Raw genomic sequence first — 16,686 nt, forward strand, 5'->3', positions numbered from 1 at the left:
GAAAGTAGCAATGGTTATGTGGAGGTTTACCAATGTTTAAAGATTTTTTCAATAGAAGTAGTAAAAAGAAAAAGTATGTAACTGTATCTGATTCAAAACAAAGTGACGTACCAGCAGGTATAATGACGAAATGTCCTAAATGTAAGAAAATCATGTATACTAAAGAATTGTCTGAAAATCTTAATGTTTGCTTTAACTGTGATCATCATATTGCATTGACAGCATATGAGCGAATTGAAGCAATTGCGGATGAAGGTACATTTGTAGAGTTTGATAAAGGCATGACCTCTGCAAACCCATTAGACTTTCCAAGCTACGAAGAAAAAATTCAAAAAGACCAACAAAAAACTGAACTCAATGAAGCTGTAGTAACTGGAACAGCTAAACTTGATGGTGTTGCTTATGGCGTTGCTGTTATGGATGCTCGCTTTAGAATGGGTAGCATGGGGTCAGTTGTTGGTGAAAAGATATGTAGAATTATTGAATATTGTACCGATAATCGACTTCCATTTATTTTATTTTCAGCAAGTGGTGGAGCCAGAATGCAGGAAGGTATTATCTCATTAATGCAAATGGGTAAGACTAGTGTGTCATTGAAACGACATGCCGATGCAGGTTTATTATATATTTCATATTTAACAAACCCAACTACTGGTGGTGTTTCTGCGAGCTTTGCATCTGTAGGTGATATTAATATCAGCGAACCTAAAGCATTGATTGGTTTTGCAGGCCGCCGTGTAATAGAACAAACAATAAATGAGAAGCTACCTGATGATTTCCAAACTGCTGAGTTCTTATTAGAACATGGGCAGTTAGACAAGGTTGTACATAGAAAAGAAATGAGACAAACATTGTCTAGTATTTTGAAACTGCATCAAGAGGTGAAAAAGAATGCTTGATTTTGAAAAGCCACTTTTTGAAATAAAAAATAAAATTGAATCATTAAAAGAATCACAAGAAAAAAACGATGTAGATTTGCAAGAGGAAATCGAAATGCTTGAAGCATCACTTGAACGTGAGACAGAGAAGGTCTATACAAATTTAAAACCTTGGGATCGAGTTCAATTAGCACGTCTACAAGAAAGACCGACAACACTGGATTATATTCCTTATATATTTGATTCATTTATAGAATTGCATGGGGATAGAAATTTCCGTGATGATCCAGCGATGATAGGTGGAATCGGTTATATCAACGATCAGCCTGTTACTGTTATTGGTCAACAACGAGGTAAAGATACTAAGGACAATATTTATAGAAACTTTGGGATGGCTCATCCAGAAGGTTATCGTAAAGCCTTGAGATTAATGAAACAAGCTGAAAAATTTAATCGCCCAATCTTTACTTTTATTGATACTAAGGGTGCTTATCCAGGAAAAGCTGCAGAAGAACGAGGACAAAGTGAGTCTATTGCTAGAAACTTAGTCGAAATGGCAGCACTTTCTGTACCTGTTATATCAATTGTTATCGGTGAAGGCGGAAGTGGTGGCGCACTCGGTTTAGGAATTTCAAATCGTGTGTTAATGCTTGAAAATAGTACATATTCAGTTATATCACCAGAAGGAGCATCTGCATTATTGTGGAAAGATAGTAATTTAGCAAAAATTGCTGCGGAAACAATGAAAATCACAGCTGATGATTTACATGAATTAAATATTGCAGACGAGGTCGTTAAAGAACCAATCGGTGGAGCGCATCAAGATGTAAAAGCTCAAGCATTGAATATTAAGGCTGCATTTGAAAAGCACCTTACTGAATTGACGGAATTGGATGAACAAGCACTTATAGAAGATCGATATCAGAAGTTTAGAAATATTGGTTCTTTTACTGAGTAAATACGACACAATGGGCTCGATGATTTGTTTAATCACAGATAATTTTGCCGAAAGTAATAAACAGAAATTTGGGACATAAAATTTAGAAAAATAGCATTCAGGTGATTGGATTCAATTTATCTGAATGCTTCTTTTTATTCCCTATTTCGTATTGTTGGCTCACCAAAATATTACGTATTGCATTATAATGCCATATTAAAATGATGTAAAAATGAGCAAATCAATTAATGAATTACTTATTAATTTTAAATATGCTGAATAATGTTCAATACTTATTATGATTGGCATTATTAAACTTAGATAACTGTTTAAAATACAGTACAAAAAGGTAGATACATATTAGGATTAAAAATTTGATAATAGTGAAAAATGAGCAAACGCTTTCTATAATGATTTCATTCTATACCTCGATTAAAAACGTTTACATTAGTCATAATGCCTTATTTTAATGGCACGTACCACAAATTTATGGTATTTTTAGAGTAAGAAATTCAAGTTAGAAAGGTATGTCGTCATGAAAAAAATTGCAGTGTTGACAAGTGGTGGAGATTCACCAGGTATGAATGCAGCGGTTAGAGCTGTCGTTCGTAAAGCGATTTACAATAACATTGAAGTTTATGGTGTTTACCAAGGTTACCAAGGGTTGTTGAACGATGAAATCGAGAAATTGGAACTTGGTTCAGTAGGTGATACAATCCAACGTGGTGGTACATTCTTGTATTCAGCAAGATGTCCTGAATTCAAAGAACCTGAAGTACGTAAAAAAGGTATAGAAAATTTACGTAAACGAGGTATTGAAGGGCTTGTAGTTATCGGCGGTGACGGAAGTTACAGAGGTGCTCAACGTATCAGTGAAGAATGCCAAGAAATTCAAACAATTGGTGTGCCTGGAACAATTGATAATGATATTAATGGTTCAGACTTTACAATTGGTTTTGATACTGCGCTAAACACTATTATCGAATGTGTTGATAAGATTCGTGACACAGCATCAAGTCACGCACGTACTTTCATCATAGAAGTCATGGGGCGAGACTGTGGAGATTTAGCTTTATGGGCTGGTTTATCTGTTGGTGCAGAAACAATTATAGTACCAGAAGTAGAAACTGACATCAAAGATGTTGCAGAAAAAATTGACCACGGTATTAAACGTGGTAAAAAACATTCAATCGTAATGGTAGCAGAAGGCTGTATGTCTGGTGAAGCTTGTGCGAAAGAATTAACGAAATATATTAACGTCGATGCACGTGTATCTGTACTAGGACATATTCAACGTGGTGGAAGCCCAAGTGGTGCTGACAGAGTGTTAGCTTCACGTATGGGAGGGTATGCAGTTGACTTATTATTACAAGGTAAATCTGCAGTCGGTGTAGGTATCCGTAATAATGTGTTAGTTGACACACCATTTGATGAAATATTCAAATCGAATGATCATGAATTTGATTATGAAACATTTGAATTAACAAATGAATTATCTATTTAAAAATACTGGGAGGCATTAATAATGAGAAAGACTAAAATTGTTTGTACTATAGGGCCAGCATCTGAATCAGAAGAAATGTTGGAGAAATTAATTAAAGCAGGAATGAACGTTGCACGCTTAAACTTTTCACATGGTGATCATGATGAGCATAAAGCACGTATTGATACAATCCGCAAAGTATCTAAAAAATTAGGTAAAACAGTAGCTATTTTATTAGATACTAAAGGCCCAGAAATTCGTACGCACAACATGAAAGATGGCGTGATTGAACTTGTAAAAGGTTCAGAAGTTATCGTAAGCATGACAGAAGTAGAAGGTACGCCTGAAAAATTCTCAGTAACTTATGACAACCTAATCAATGATGTTGAAGAAGGTTCATATATTTTATTAGATGATGGTTTAATCGAATTACAAGTTAAGAAAATTGACAAAGCAAATGGCGAAGTTCTATGTGACGTATTAAATACTGGAGAACTAAAAAATAAAAAAGGTGTTAACTTACCAGGTGTTAAAGTAAGTTTACCAGGTATCACAGATAAAGATGCAGATGACATTAACTTCGGTATCCGTGTTGGTGTTGACTTTATCGCTGCAAGTTTCGTTCGTCGACCAAGCGATGTGTTAGATATCCGTAAATTATTAGAAGCACAAAATAATACAAATATTAGTATTATTCCTAAAATCGAAAACCAAGAAGGTATTGATAATATTCAAGAAATCTTGGAAGTTGCAGACGGATTAATGGTTGCTCGTGGTGACATGGGTGTTGAAATTCCACCAGAATCAGTTCCAATGGTTCAAAAAGATTTAATTAGACAATGTAATAAATTAGGTAAGCCTGTTATTACCGCAACTCAAATGTTAGATTCAATGCAACGTAATCCACGTGCGACACGTGCCGAAGCAAGTGACGTTGCCAATGCTATTTATGACGGTACAGACGCAGTTATGTTATCTGGTGAAACTGCTGCAGGACAATATCCAGAAGAAGCTGTTAAAACAATGAGAAACATTGCGGTTTCAGCTGAAGCAGCTCAAGATTATAAGAAATTATTATCTGACCGTACAAAATTAGTAGAGACTTCACTAGTTAATGCAATTGGTGTATCTGTTGCACATACTGCATTAAACTTAAGCGTTAAAGCAATTGTAGCTGCAACTGAAAGTGGTTCAACTGCACGCACAATTTCTAAATACCGTCCAAAATCAGATATTATTGCTGTTACGCCAAATGCAGAAACTGCACGCCAATGTGCTTTAGTATGGGGTATTCACCCAGTTGTTAAAGAAGGTCGTAAGACAACTGATGCACTATTAAACAATGCTGTTGCTACTGCTGTAGAAACAGAACGTGTTAAAAATGGTGATTTAATCATTATCACTGCGGGTGTACCTACAGGTGAACAAGGTACAACAAACATGATGAAATTACATCTAGTTGGTGACGAAATTGCTAAAGGACAAGGTGTTGGTAGAAATTCAGTAGTTGGTCATACATTAGTTGTTAATAATGCAAGTGAATTAGAAGGTAAAGACCTGTCAGATTCAATCATTGTAACTTCTTCTGTAGATGAAACATTGGTTCCTTATATTGAAAAAGCAATTGGTTTAATTACTGAAGAGAATGGTATTACTTCTCCAAGTGCTATCATCGGTTTAGAGAAAGGTATACCAACAGTAGTAGGCGTTGAAAATGCTACATCTGAAATTCAAAATGATGTATTAGTTACTGTAGATGCAAATCACGGTAAGATTTTTGAAGGATACGCTAACGTACTATAATTTCTGATTGACATAAATTAATAATTAGCGTCTGGGACATGAATACCCAGCATTAAGCCCATCATAGATTTTTGATCTTTGATGGGCTTGTTATATGTATTAATATTCTGTATTGTTACTGCTCGCTCACCTAGGGGCTGGATCTAGATCGAACCAAGATCTCGACACGCATCCAACAATCTCATATGCCTTGCAAGCCATATGCAGTTCTTACTTGTGAATACTACAAAAATAAGACACTACCGTATGATTTAATAAACTTCATTAAACCAAATTAGCGAGTTACCTTATGTATAAAAATTATGATAGGTAGCAATTAACTATACCAGTGCAAACTGCAATGCTTATCCCTAAAAATGGTATCGCACAAATTGTTTTATTTTCTAGTGTAGTTATGTTTTGTATATGTGATAAGTATAATGACTCAATACAAATTGAAATTTTCCCAATATAAACAAAAAAATTGTTAAATAAAAAGAGAGCCATTCCATCACGGAATAGCTCTCTTTTATTGCGTTTGAGACAAAAACCTTCAAACTACTAAGTTAAATAACAATAATAACAAAGTTGCCCGCTAAATTTTTAAATACTCTAGAATCAATGCTTTAATGGCTATCTATGTATTTATGCAACTCGTAAATGGTTGTTATTGAGATTTTTCTACTTTTTTATATCTAAGATACATTAAACATAGAATAATGAACCAAATAGGTGTTAAGAACACCGCGATTCTAGTATCAGCATTTACAAATAATAGACAAAATACTAATACAAAGAATACCAATATCGCGTAGCCCATGTATTTACCACCAGGTAATTTGAAAGTAGCCTTTTTATGTGCTTCAGGATTACGACGATGATAATTAATATATGCCACAATGATTAATGCCCATACAACGATGAACAATACAGTTGATACCGTAGTGATGTATGTGAACACTAAAGTAGCATTTGGAATAATATAATTTAGTAATGCTGCAATTAATAATAGTGCACATGATGCGAAAATCGCAATATGTGGAACACCATTTTTATTAGTACTACTTAAAATTGGTGGTGCTTGATCTTTCTTTGAAAGTCCGAATAACATACGACTGTTTGAAAAGATACCACTGTTACATGAAGATGCTGCAGCTGTTAATACTACAAAGTTAATAATACCAGCAGCAAATGGAATACCTATTAATGCAAACAATCTCACGAAAGGACTCTCTTCAGGATTAATTTGTGCCCAAGGAATAATAGACATAATTACTGCTAAAGCACCAACGTAGAATACTAATATACGTAAAGGTACACTGTTGATTGCTTTTGGTAAGGTAGTCTTAGGATCCTTTGTTTCCCCAGCGGTAACCCCTATAAGTTCGATTCCGACAAATGAGAAAAGTGCCATTTGGAATGACATAACAAAACCACTCATGCCTTTAGGGAAGATACCATTGTTGTATAGATTAGTTAGAGAAGCATGACCAAATTGTGTCTTATAAGCCATGATTATCATGATAGCACCAACAACAATTAACGCGATAATTGTAATAATTTTTATAATCGCAAACCAAAATTCTAATTCACCGAATAATTTGGCACTTAATAAATTTAAAGACATTAACACTAGTACGCAAAACAAAGCGCTTAACCAGTTTGGAACATTTGGGAACCAGAAACTGACGTATTTTGCTACGGCTGTTACCTCGGCCATACCTGTTATTATCCAACAAAGCCAATAAGTCCAACCTGTAACGAATCCGGCAAATGAACCTATGTATTCGTTAGTAACGTCGGCAAACGATTTGAAATTCGTATTTGCTACTAAAATTTCACCTAAACCTCTCATAAACATAAATAACATAAAACCAATGATGATATATGTTAGTAATATTGAAGGTCCGGTTAATGCAATAGTTTGCCCAGCTCCAAGGAATAGTCCAGTTCCTATTGCTCCCCCAATTGCAATAAGCTGAATGTGACGATTACTTAGTTCTCTTTGTAATTGATTTTTCCCCATATTAATAACTCCTTTATTTAGCTAACTATTATTATCCTATGTTATTAAAAATAAAACAACTATTTTTATAAACATTAAATGAAGCAGAAGTTTAAAAATACATTAATAATTTGTTATTAACCATGATAACGAATTAAAAAGTTATAAAAATTGATGTGTGTCAACTTACATATTAAAATGGATATATAACCATTTATAGGTTTTAGCAATTATAGGCATATAAATAAATGAATATTTCTTATGTTATGGAATTGAAGATGTTTTAAATCAATCCTAAGTTGTTCACAAAAATGACAGGATTGGATATAATGATTTGTGAAAGCCATTTCATAATGAAATAGAAAAGGGGAAATTTATATATGGCAGAGTTACAAAAAGGTTTAGAAGGGGTAATTGCAGCTGAGACTAAAGTGAGTTCTATTATTGATAGCCAACTTACATATGCTGGCTATGATATTGATGACTTAGCTCAAAATGCTGAATTTGAAGAAGTAATTTATTTATTATGGCATTATCGATTACCTAATAAAGAAGAATTACAAGAACTTAAAGATAAACTCTATGAGTATATGACTTTAAATCCGAGAGTTTATAATCATTTTAAAGAATATGCAACTGGCAATGTACACCCAATGACTGCTTTAAGAACTTCAGTATCATATATTGCACACTTCGATTCACATGCTGAAGACGAAGATGAGTCTCAAACAATGGAAAGAGCCGTACGTATACAAGCTAAAATCGCTTCGTTAGTAACAGCTTATGCTCGTGTGAGACAAGATAAAGAAATTGTTAAACCAAATAAAGATTTAAACTATGCTGGAAACTTCCTATATATGTTACGAGGGGAATTGCCAACTGATATTGAAATTGAAGCGTTTAATAAAGCGCTCGTATTACATGCTGACCATGAGTTAAATGCGTCAACATTTACTGCTAGATGTGCAGTATCTTCATTATCAGATATGTATTCAGGTATTGTTGCCGCTGTTGGCTCGTTAAAAGGCCCATTACATGGTGGTGCAAATGAGCGTGTAATGAGCATGTTATCTGAAGTGAAATCAATTGACGAGGTTGATGAGTACATAGATAACAAGATTAAAAATAAAGAAAAGGTAATGGGCTTTGGTCACCGTGTTTATAAAGATGGAGATCCTAGAGCGAAATACCTGAAAGAAATGAGTAGAAAGATTACTTCAGAAACAGGACAAAGTCAATTGTTTGATATTTCAGTTGAAATTGCTGACAAAATGAAAAAAGAAAAAGGATTAATCGCTAATGTCGATTTCTTCAGTGCTACTGTTTATCATAGTATGAACATCGAACATGATTTATTCACACCTATTTTTGCGGTAAGTAGAACATCTGGTTGGATTGCACACATCTTAGAACAGTACAGAGATAATAGAATTATGCGTCCTAGAGCATCTTATATTGGTGAAACAAATAGAACTTATGAACCAATTGAAAATAGATAAGTTCATAGTAATTAAGTAATTTGTTTTACTATTTATTTGCAACATTGGTTGTAATTTAGTTAGCATAGGATTCAATCACTAAATAATTAAAATTAACGGAGGTTTTACACATGGCAGGAGAAAAAGTAATTAAAACAAACGAAGGTTTAACAGTACCAAATAATCCAATTATTCCATTCATTATCGGTGACGGTATCGGACCAGATATCTGGAAAGCTGCAAGTCGTGTTATCGACGCTGCTGTTGAAAAGGCTTATAACGGTGAAAAGAAAATTGAATGGAAAGAAGTATTGGCAGGACAAAAGGCATATGATGAAACAGGCGAATGGTTGCCTCAAGAAACTTTAGATACAATCAGTGAATATCTAATAGCAATTAAAGGTCCTTTAACTACACCAATTGGTGGAGGTATTCGTTCATTAAATGTTGCTTTAAGACAAGAATTAGACTTGTTTACATGTTTACGTCCGGTACGTTGGTTCCAAGGAGTACCTTCTCCTGTTAAACGTCCTGAAGATACAGATATGGTAATCTTCCGTGAAAATACTGAAGATATTTATGCTGGTATTGAATTTAAAGAAGGTACACCAGAAGCGAAGAAATTAATCGATTTCTTACAAGACGAAATGGGTGCTAAAAATATTAGATTCCCTGAAACATCAGGTATTGGTGTGAAACCAGTTTCTAAAGAAGGTACAGAACGTTTAGTACGTGCTGCGATTCAATATGCATTAGATAATAACCGTAAATCAGTAACATTAGTGCATAAAGGTAATATCATGAAGTTTACTGAAGGTGCATTTAAACAATGGGGTTACGATTTAGCGCAAAATGAATTTGGTGATAAAGTGTTCACTTGGCAACAATATGACAAAATTGTTGAAGAAGAAGGTAAAGATAAAGCGAACGCTGCTCAAGAACAAGCTGAAAAAGATGGCAAAATTATCATCAAAGATTCAATTGCTGATATTTTCTTACAACAAATTCTTACACGTCCAGCAGATCACGACGTAGTAGCTACAATGAACTTGAATGGTGACTATGTATCAGATGCATTAGCAGCACAAGTTGGTGGTATTGGTATCGCACCTGGTGCAAATATTAACTATGAAACAGGACATGCAATCTTTGAAGCTACACATGGTACTGCTCCAAAGTATGCAGATTTAAATAAAGTAAACCCTTCTTCAGAAATCTTAAGTGCTACATTAATGTTAGAACACTTAGGTTGGCAAGAAGCTGCAGATAAGATTACTGCATCAATCGAAAAAACAATCGCTTCTAAAGTAGTTACTTATGACTTTGCTCGTTTAATGGATGGGGCTAAAGAGGTTTCTACTTCAGAATTTGGTGACGAATTAATTAAAAACTTATAATTTAAATAATGAGATTGGAGTATAATTAACTCTGTCTAAATGTAAAACGTCAATTTCTATTGTGAGATAGAAGTTGGCGTTTTTTTTGAAAATGGTTAGTTATTCCGTAGACTACAGCACATTATATTAACCCTTGTCTTGTTGAAGTGTACACTATGCTATTAGTTTGAAGGTAAAGTAACGTACCTATATAAATTTTTTATCTGATATATAATACCTTGAGCATTATAGTAATCTAATTGTAATAACTGTTTGAAACTATACGCTGGATAAGTGGTTATAGATGGTGCTATTTGAAAAGTGGGTACATTTATCTGGAATAAAATAATCAATTTTTAATGTTAAGGTTTTATGAAGATGATTTTAAGGAATAATAAAAGACAATAATCAAAAATAGCATAACAGAGAGTTTATATTATAATTATCTGAACTTTATACTAGCTTAATAATTTGCTAATATTAGCTCAATGTAAAGATTATGTAAATATCGTTAGAACTATGTTATTTTTATTTAAAATTAAGTTATAATCAACTTGTAAACATAAATTTGGAGGTACATTATGTCACAAAAAGTACTTGTAGTAGATGATGAACAATCTATTGTAACCTTGTTAAAATATAATTTAGAACAAGCAGGATACATAGTAGATGTTGCTTATGATGGTGAAGAAGCATTGGAAAAAGTTAACACTACAAACCCAGAGTTAGTCGTATTAGATGTCATGCTTCCAAAAAAAGATGGTATTGAAGTATGTAAAACAATAAGATCAGATAAAAATCTTGTGCCAATACTTATGTTAACGGCGAAAGATGATGAATTTGATAGAGTGTTAGGACTAGAACTTGGTGCAGATGATTATATGACAAAGCCATTCTCACCAAGAGAAGTAGTAGCACGTGTAAAAGCTATTTTAAGACGCTCTGCAATGATTAACGAAGCGAAGACAGTAGAAAATGATGAATCAGACATTATCATTGGTTCTATTCGAATTAGACCGGAGTACTTTGAAGTATATAGAGATGACGTATTATTAGAATTAACCCCTAAAGAGTTTGAGCTATTATTGTATTTAATCGAAAGACAAGGACGTGTTATCACACGTGAACATATGCTGAACTCAGTTTGGAATTATGAATTTGCGGGTGATTCTCGAATTGTGGACGTACATATTAGTCATTTAAGAGATAAGTTAGAAGAAAATCCAAAGCAGCCTAAACTAATAAAAACAGTTCGTGGTTTAGGGTATAAATTGGAAAGACCTAAGGTATAATGTTGAAATTCCATCAACGACTCTTATTTCTATTGTGTACGATTGTGATTCTAAGCTTTTTAGCTTTGGGTGCAATTATTTCACATGTTGTTTATAATACGGTTTCAAATAGCCAAAATGGAGATTTGGAACATCAAGCTCAACACTTATTAAGTTTGTACAACCAAGAAAAGAAATCTGAGATAGTTAATATTGCGAAAAATGAAAAATTAACTGTCGAAATAAAAGATGAAGATGGTGTACTTTTCACTACACAAAAAGGATTAAAGATTAATAAAGAAATCTTTAATGAAGCGAATCCATCCACTTTGATTTACGATAAAGTGGATAATGATCGTCGATTTACGTTCCATACGGATATTAAAGATAAACAGATTTATATTAGTGGTATTAATAATTATATTTTAGATTTGCAAATTAAGATTTGGAAATATATTGGTTTGATTGGCTTATTCGTATTAGTTATTATGTTTGCTGTTGTAAGAAGTATTAATCGTACATATATTAGGCCGATTAATGAAGTGACTTATGCAACCAATTTATTAGCTGAAGGCTATTATCATGTGCGTGTTCCAGAAAGTAATGTAAAAGAAACAAGAGAGTTGTTTGTCACAACGAATGAATTGGCTCGTAAGTTACAACTGTTAAATCATAAGCAAAAATTACAGTCAAACAGATTGAAAACTACAGTGGAAAATATTCCAAGTTCAATTTTGATGATTGATAAATACGGTGAAATTGTCGTAGCTAACCGCGCTTATTATGAGGTGTTCACACCGGATGAAGCAGTAGAACATAAAAGTTATGGCGATTTTATTGATGGTAAAATTCAAAGCTTAATTACTGAGGCGTTTAGAGTTGAAAAGCCAGTATATGATCAAGTAGAACTAACTTTAAATCAAGTACATCAAAAATATTTTGATACTGCTTGTGTGCCGATATTATCGAAATCAAAAAAGCATCTCTATGGCATGGTGCTAGTACTACATGATATTACAAATCTGAAAAAATTAGAAAACTTACGCCGTGAATTTGTCGCAAATGTCTCTCATGAACTAAAGACACCAATTACATCAATTAAAGGATTTGCAGAAACTTTATTAGATGGCGCGATGAATGATAAACAAACATTAACTGATTTCTTAAATATTATTTCTAAAGAATCAGATCGTATCGAAACTTTAGTGTTTGATTTACTCGAGTTGTCACATGTAGAACAGCAGACAGAAATTGAAACAGAACCAGTTAGTCTTTCTGAAATTGCACAATCAACGATTCAAAATATGCAAACCATAGCAGAAGATAAAAATATATCCATTATTGATGAAATTGAACCAGATATCGTAATAGATGCTAACAAAGACAAGGTTTCTCAAGTGGCTATTAATCTTCTGTCTAATGCAATAAGTTATTCTTTAGATTCAAGTCAAGTCATTGTTAAAGTGTATAAAGACATGAATAAACGCATCTTAGAAGTGCAAGATTTTGGCATGGGAATAAGTGAGGAAGATCAGAAGCATATTTTTGAAAGGTTTTATAGAGTTGATAAAGCGAGAAGTAGAGATTCAGGTGGAACTGGCTTAGGTTTATCTATCACTAAACATATTATGGAAGCACACAATGGTAGAATTAATGTGTTTAGTAAGTTAAACGAAGGTTCTACGTTTAGAGTGACCTTTTTTGAAACAAATCAAGACCAATGATGACTGTATAATATCATCATTATTAAATAATTTGATTATAGCGCAGAAGTGATAACAACCACTGTCGCATGTATTTTAGGACTAATCTCATAAAAGATTAGTCCTTTTTATTATGATTATTAAATGGCGCATTTTGTTATGTTAAATTGCTGCGAATCAATACGGTTTAAGTCTGTATTTGTGATAAAATAGTAGGTAAATATGTGTTGGAGGTTAATATATTGAATAAACTAGTCTTAATAGATGGTAATAGTCTTAGCTTTAGGGCATTTTATGCGTTACCACTTTTACAAAATAAGGCAGGTATACACACCAATGCCGTATATGGTTTTGCGATGTTACTTGAGAAAATAATTAAAGAAGAACAACCTACACATTTCTTAGTGGCATTTGATGCTGGCAAGACGACATTTAGACATGAAACTTATGGAGAATACAAAGGCGGTCGTCAAAAGACCCCACCAGAATTAAGTGAGCAGTTTCCATATGTTCGACAGCTATTAGATGCTTATCAAATTAAGCGTTATGAGCTTGATAATTACGAAGCTGACGACATTATAGGAACTTTGAGTAAAGAGGCTGACCAATCAGGTTTTCAAACAATCATTGTTACTGGTGACCGAGATTTAACACAACTGGCAACGGATAATGTTACAATTTATTATACGAAAAAAGGCGTGACAGATGTAGATCACTATACACCAGACTTTATTGCCGAAAAATATGACGGTTTAGTTCCAAACCAAATCATAGACATGAAAGGTTTAATGGGAGATACATCAGATAATATTCCTGGCGTTGCTGGCGTAGGTGAAAAAACAGCAATCAAGTTACTTAAGCAATTCTCTACTGTTGAGAATGTTTATGAACATATTGATAAAGTATCAGGTAAGAAATTAAAAGAAAAGCTAGAGAATAGTAAAGATGATGCAATTATGAGTAAGGCATTGGCTACGATTAATTGTGAGAGTCCTATAGAAGTGAAGGTTAGTGATACAAAGCTACCTGATGAATTAGATGAAACAGCCAAAGTAGAATTGTTCAAGAAATTAGAGTTTAAACAATTACTAGAACAAATTGATGTGGATAGCGATAATAGTAATGTCGAAGAAAAGGAAATTTCAGTAGTAGATCATTTTGATCAAATAGATTTTGCTACATTAGAGGAAGCGAATATTCATTTTGAACTTGATGGTACAAACTATTTGAAAGATGATATTTTGAAATTTGGATTTTATGATGGTTCACATCATGTAGTAATTGATGCAAATGACATAGATAAACATAAAGATCTCGTTCAATGGTTAGAAAATGGTCAAACTGCAAAAGTGGTTTATGATGCTAAAAAATCGTATATCACAGCGCATCGTTTAAATATCGATTTGAAAAATATTACATTTGACACAATGTTGGCAAGTTACATCATTGATCCATCGAGAACGATAGACGATGTGAATTCTGTCGTAACTCATTATGGTCAACACTATGTAAAAGAGAGTGTTGCTATTTATGGTAAAGGTAAGAAACGTTCGATACCAGAAGATGATGTGCTTAATCATTACATCGCTACCATTACTGAAGCAATTAACCAATCATATCCATTAATGCTTGAACAACTGACTGAGTATAATCAAGCAGAATTACTATTTGATTTAGAGTTACCATTGGCAGAAATTTTAAGTCAAATGGAAGAAATTGGTATTTATACCGATGTAAATGATTTACAAACGATGGAAAGCGAAATTCAAAGTAAATTAGATGAATTAATTCAAAATATTTATGATGCGGCAGGAGAATCATTTAATATCAATTCACCTAAGCAGTTAGGCGTAGTATTATTTGAAAATCTACATTTACCAGTTATTAAAAAAACAAAAACGGGTTATTCTACGGCTGTTGATGTATTGGAACAATTGAAGGGCGAACATCCTATCATCGAGTATATTTTAGAATATAGACAATTGGCTAAATTACAATCAACTTATGTTGAAGGATTACAGAAAGTAATTAGTAAAGATCAGCGCATTCATACAAGATTTAATCAAACCCTAGCTCAAACAGGTAGATTATCTTCAATTGATCCGAATTTACAAAATATTCCTGTACGCCTAGAAGAAGGTAGGAAAATTAGAAAAGCATTTAAATCTACAGATGAAAATAACGTTATATTTTCTGCGGATTATTCGCAAATTGAATTGCGTGTTTTAGCACATATCACACAAGATGAAAGTATGATGCAAGCATTCATCAATGATGAAGATATTCATACTGCAACAGCAATGAAAGTATTTAATGTGGAACCTAATGAGGTTGATGCTATGATGCGTCGACAGGCGAAAGCTGTAAACTTTGGTATAGTATATGGCATTAGTGATTATGGCTTAAGTCAAAGTTTAGGAATTACTAGAAAGCAAGCAAAGCAATTTATTGATGATTATTTAGATAGCTTTCCAGGCGTGAAACAATATATGGAAGATATTGTTAAAGATTGTAAAGCGAATGGTTATGTGGAAACACTATTGCATAGACGTCGTTATATTCCAGATATTACGAGCCGTAACTTTAATTTAAGAAGTTTCGCTGAACGTACAGCAATGAATACACCAATTCAAGGTAGTGCTGCTGATATTATTAAATTAGCGATGGTGAATTTTGCTAAAGCAATTGATGATACAGATTTTCATGCGAAGTTATTATTGCAAGTACACGATGAATTAATCTTCGAAATTCCTGAAAATGAAGTATCAGAATTTGAGAAATTTATAGAAGATATTATGGATAATGCATTAGATTTAGATGTGCCATTGAAAGTAGAATCTAGTTATGGCAAGACGTGGTATGATGCAAAATAGAAAGTTGGTACAATAATGCCGGAATTACCAGAAGTTGAACACGTAAAAAGAGGAATTGAACCATTTGTTGTCGATCAGAAAATTGTAGGTGTACACTTTTCAAATAAAGTAAAAGAAGGTAAGGCAGCAAATAAAGAAACGATTATCAAAGGAATGGAATTAGATACGTTCCAAATGTTCACGCAACAATTTATAATTGAGAAGGTAGAACGCAGAAGTAAATATATTGTTTTCTATCTTAAAAAACAGCATGAGCATCGTATTTTAATCAGTCATTTAGGTATGGCTGGTGGATTCTTTGTTGTAGACAAAATAGAAGATATTACAAACACGAATTATAGAAAGCATTGGCATGTTGTGTTTAAACTAGCAAATGGCAAGTTGCTTGTGTATTCAGATATACGACGATTTGGAGAAATTAGAAATGTGGCCTCATTTGATGCCTATCCTTCATTTTTAGAAATAGCGCCTGAACCATTTGAAGATGGTGCGTTAAGTCATTATTTGTCATGGTTTGATAAGAAACTGTATCAAAATAAACCAATTAAACAGATGATACTAGACCATAGAGTCATTTCAGGTTGTGGAAATATTTATGCTTGTGAAGCGTTATTTAGGGCTGGTATACATCCTGCTAGGTTATCAAAAGATTTAAAACATCAAGAGCGAGAAATGGTGTTTTATTATGTTCGAGAAGTCCTAGAAGTGGGTATAAAAAATGGAGGCACAAGCATATCAGATTACCTACATGCAGATGGTAGTAAAGGTACGATGCAACTACATTTAAATGTATATAAACAAAAGCAATGTAAAGTATGTGGTACTGATATAGAAACACAAGTTATCGCAACGAGAAACAGTCATTTTTGTCCGACATGCCAAAAGTAAAGGAAGAGTGAG

At 33.3% G+C, this 16,686-nt stretch carries 11 protein-coding genes; 10 read left to right on the plus strand and 1 reads right to left on the minus strand.

Annotated features, from left to right (window positions below):
- Positions 1 to 32 precede the first annotated feature (32 nt).
- The 4 genes from accD (at position 33) to pyk (ending at position 5,101) form a co-directional block, all read left to right on the plus strand.
- The gene (accD, locus tag JN168_RS05755; RefSeq protein WP_042738440.1) at positions 33 to 899 is read left to right on the plus strand and encodes an acetyl-CoA carboxylase, carboxyltransferase subunit beta; all 867 of its coding nucleotides are present in this window, start codon (positions 33 to 35) and stop codon (positions 897 to 899) included.
- A complete protein-coding gene (locus JN168_RS05760) occupies positions 892 to 1,836 on the plus strand; it encodes an acetyl-CoA carboxylase carboxyltransferase subunit alpha (RefSeq protein ID WP_042738441.1) in 945 nt (314 codons plus the stop codon). Before accD ends, JN168_RS05760 begins: the two co-directional genes overlap by 8 nt.
- Positions 1,837 to 2,350: 514 nt before the next feature.
- Positions 2,351 to 3,319 (plus strand): 6-phosphofructokinase, encoded by a 969-nt coding sequence (gene pfkA, locus JN168_RS05765; protein WP_042738442.1) that lies wholly within the window; start codon positions 2,351 to 2,353, stop codon positions 3,317 to 3,319.
- 21 nt (positions 3,320 to 3,340) lie between these two features.
- Positions 3,341 to 5,101 carry a pyruvate kinase gene (gene pyk / locus JN168_RS05770; protein WP_042738443.1) on the plus strand — a complete coding sequence of 587 codons (1,761 nt, stop codon included), beginning with the start codon at positions 3,341 to 3,343 and terminating at the stop codon, positions 5,099 to 5,101.
- Positions 5,102 to 5,747: 646 nt separating this feature from the next.
- Here the strand turns inward: pyk and JN168_RS05775 are convergent.
- Complete coding sequence (locus JN168_RS05775; RefSeq protein ID WP_042738444.1) at positions 5,748 to 7,106, minus strand: amino acid permease; 1,359 nt, start codon at positions 7,104 to 7,106, stop codon at positions 5,748 to 5,750.
- Between the two features lie 359 nt (positions 7,107 to 7,465).
- Here JN168_RS05775 and JN168_RS05780 point away from each other — a divergent pair, with 359 nt between their 5' ends.
- From JN168_RS05780 to mutM, 6 genes are all read left to right on the plus strand, one after another.
- Positions 7,466 to 8,584 (plus strand): citrate synthase, encoded by a 1,119-nt coding sequence (locus tag JN168_RS05780; protein ID WP_279526229.1) that lies wholly within the window; start codon positions 7,466 to 7,468, stop codon positions 8,582 to 8,584.
- A 110-nt stretch (positions 8,585 to 8,694) separates the two neighbouring features.
- On the plus strand, positions 8,695 to 9,960 hold the full coding sequence (icd, locus tag JN168_RS05785) for an NADP-dependent isocitrate dehydrogenase (RefSeq protein WP_042738446.1): 1,266 nt from the start codon (positions 8,695 to 8,697) through the stop codon (positions 9,958 to 9,960).
- 560 nt (positions 9,961 to 10,520) lie between these two features.
- Positions 10,521 to 11,231 carry a response regulator transcription factor gene (locus JN168_RS05790; protein WP_042738447.1) on the plus strand — a complete coding sequence of 237 codons (711 nt, stop codon included), beginning with the start codon at positions 10,521 to 10,523 and terminating at the stop codon, positions 11,229 to 11,231.
- The gene (gene pnpS / locus JN168_RS05795; RefSeq protein ID WP_042738448.1) at positions 11,231 to 12,934 is read left to right on the plus strand and encodes a two-component system histidine kinase PnpS; all 1,704 of its coding nucleotides are present in this window, start codon (positions 11,231 to 11,233) and stop codon (positions 12,932 to 12,934) included. The genes JN168_RS05790 and pnpS overlap by 1 nt, the downstream gene beginning before the upstream one ends.
- Before the next feature lie 221 nt (positions 12,935 to 13,155).
- On the plus strand, positions 13,156 to 15,786 hold the full coding sequence (polA, locus tag JN168_RS05800) for a DNA polymerase I (protein ID WP_279526230.1): 2,631 nt from the start codon (positions 13,156 to 13,158) through the stop codon (positions 15,784 to 15,786).
- 15 nt (positions 15,787 to 15,801) lie between these two features.
- Entirely contained in the window at positions 15,802 to 16,674 is an 873-nt protein-coding gene (gene mutM, locus JN168_RS05805; RefSeq protein WP_042738450.1) for a bifunctional DNA-formamidopyrimidine glycosylase/DNA-(apurinic or apyrimidinic site) lyase, read from the plus strand.
- The last annotated feature ends 12 nt before the right edge of the window (positions 16,675 to 16,686 follow it).

Origin of the sequence: Staphylococcus gallinarum, from assembly GCF_029774255.1 — a bacterium.
Taxonomy (GTDB): Bacteria; Bacillota; Bacilli; order Staphylococcales; family Staphylococcaceae; genus Staphylococcus; species Staphylococcus gallinarum.